The sequence below is a fragment of the Kitasatospora sp. NPDC091257 genome, assembly GCF_044757675.1.
Taxonomy (GTDB): Bacteria; Actinomycetota; Actinomycetes; order Streptomycetales; family Streptomycetaceae; genus Kitasatospora; species Kitasatospora lactacystinica.
This window is the reverse complement of sequence record NZ_JBIVVI010001614.1, coordinates 1-1,609: the sequence shown is the minus strand read 5'-3', so window position 1 is coordinate 1,609 and position 1,609 is coordinate 1. Positions and strand designations below refer to the sequence as shown.

General features: G+C 72.8%; 2 protein-coding genes and 1 tRNA gene. 2 read left to right on the top strand and 1 reads right to left on the bottom strand.

Features of this window, described 5'->3' with window-relative positions:
• The first annotated feature begins 256 nt into the window (after window positions 1–256).
• Both ACIQOV_RS40755 and ACIQOV_RS40750 read left to right on the top strand, forming a co-directional pair.
• Window positions 257–385 (top strand): DLW-39 family protein, encoded by a 129-nt coding sequence (locus ACIQOV_RS40755; RefSeq protein ID WP_014137031.1) that lies wholly within the window; start codon window positions 257–259, stop codon window positions 383–385.
• Window positions 386–571: 186 nt separating this feature from the next.
• Window positions 572–644 (top strand) — tRNA-Ala (locus ACIQOV_RS40750).
• An 82-nt stretch (window positions 645–726) separates the two neighbouring features.
• Here ACIQOV_RS40750 and ACIQOV_RS40745 read toward each other — a convergent pair.
• Complete coding sequence (locus ACIQOV_RS40745) at window positions 727–1,464, bottom strand: DUF5324 family protein (RefSeq protein ID WP_401056098.1); 738 nt, start codon at window positions 1,462–1,464, stop codon at window positions 727–729.
• Window positions 1,465–1,609: the final 145 nt, after the last annotated feature.

Sequence of the window (1,609 nt, the reverse complement as noted above, 5' to 3'; positions counted from 1 at the left end):
GTGGGTGCGGTGGACGGTCCGGGGGCGGTCGGACCGCCCGCCAGGAGGTGCGGCGTCAATCCCGGGACCGGACCGCCGGGTTGGCCGTACCGGTGGCTGGTCACGATTGGGACACCGGTGTGTATCATCGGCCGCAAGGGCAGTCTGGCACTCGGCAGCCCGTTCGCGCTCGAAACACAACTGGACTCGTCGGCCCGGTCAGTCAGGCCGGATCCGGCTCTTGAGTCCATCAACGCAAGAAGGACGAGGTCCCGCGGTGAAGAAGCTTCTCCTGGTCGCCCTGGTCGCCCTCGGCGGCTTCTTTGTCTACCGTCAGGTCCAGGCGGACCGCGCCGAGCAGGACCTGTGGACCGAGGCCACCGACCCGGTTCCGGCCGGTCGCTGAGCCCCCGGCGATCTGACGATCGACGAACTCCGGAGGCGCCCGTCGGTGCCTCCCGGGCCGGCCGGCCCGGTCGACGAACCGGACCGGCCGACCCCATGGAACAGCACCGTTCCAGGGGGACGGCGCTGGGAATCGCGCCGGAAACCGGTACGCTAGTGCCCGTTGGCACGCGCGCGGTGCCGTCGAGGGGCATTAGCTCAGTTGGTAGAGCGCTGCCTTTGCAAGGCAGATGTCAGGAGTTCGAGTCTCCTATGCTCCACAATCCACGGCAGTAGCCGATCGGCCGTCGACCAGGATCCTGGTCGACGGCCGATCGGCGTTTCCGGGCGGTCTCCGCACGGTCAGCGCGGCCCGGGGCCGTCCTCGGTGGCGGGGCCGTCGTTCTCGCCGACCGGGCCCCCGTCCGGGCCCTCGGCGCCGGCGTCCGGGCCGGAGCCGTTCACCGGCGCGGACGCGGCGTGTGCGCCGGTGGGCCGGGGCTCCTGCGGTGCCGGGGGCTCGACCAGCCACTCCGGGTTGCTGTGCCGGCGCCACCACTGCCAGGCCACGATGCCGCCGCCGATCGCCAGCAGACCGGCCACGGCCAGGCCGGTGGCCAGGCGGTTGCAGTCCTTCTTCCTGGCGTTCCGGGCGGCCAGCTCGCTGATCTCGGCCGAGCTGACGTTGCCCTGGAGGGCGGTCAGCGCGGCGGCGCCGCGGGTCTGGGCCTCGTGGGCGACCGGGCCGACGGTGGCGCGGGCCTCCTCGACCGCCTGGGCGACCCTGGGGGCCACGGTGGTGCGGGCCTGGTCCGCGGCCCGGGCGGCGGACAGGCGGGCCGCCAGAGCGGCCTCCTGGGCCCGGTGGAGGGCCTTCAGGGCGTTCTGCTGGGCCTCCGGCGGCAGGCTGGCGAAGGCGTGGCCGAACTGCGGGGCGAGATGCCTGTCGTACTGGATGCGGAGGTTGTGGGCGGCCAGCGCGGCCTTCGGGCCCAAGGCGTCCAAGGCGGGGCCGAGGCGCTGCTTGGCGCCGTCCGCGAAGTGTGCGGCGGTGTCCCGGGTCCTGGTGGCCGTCTCTCGGGCCGAATCCGAAAAGCTCACGAGTCTCTCTCCTCCTGGGTGGCGTCCTATATGCACATATCCACCTGAATGCTGATCATGCATCCTGATTTGTCCGACGGCAGGTCGGGGTGGGCCGTTCGCGGGGCCCCGCGGGGTGGCGGAGGGCGCGGGGCGGCGACGGGTG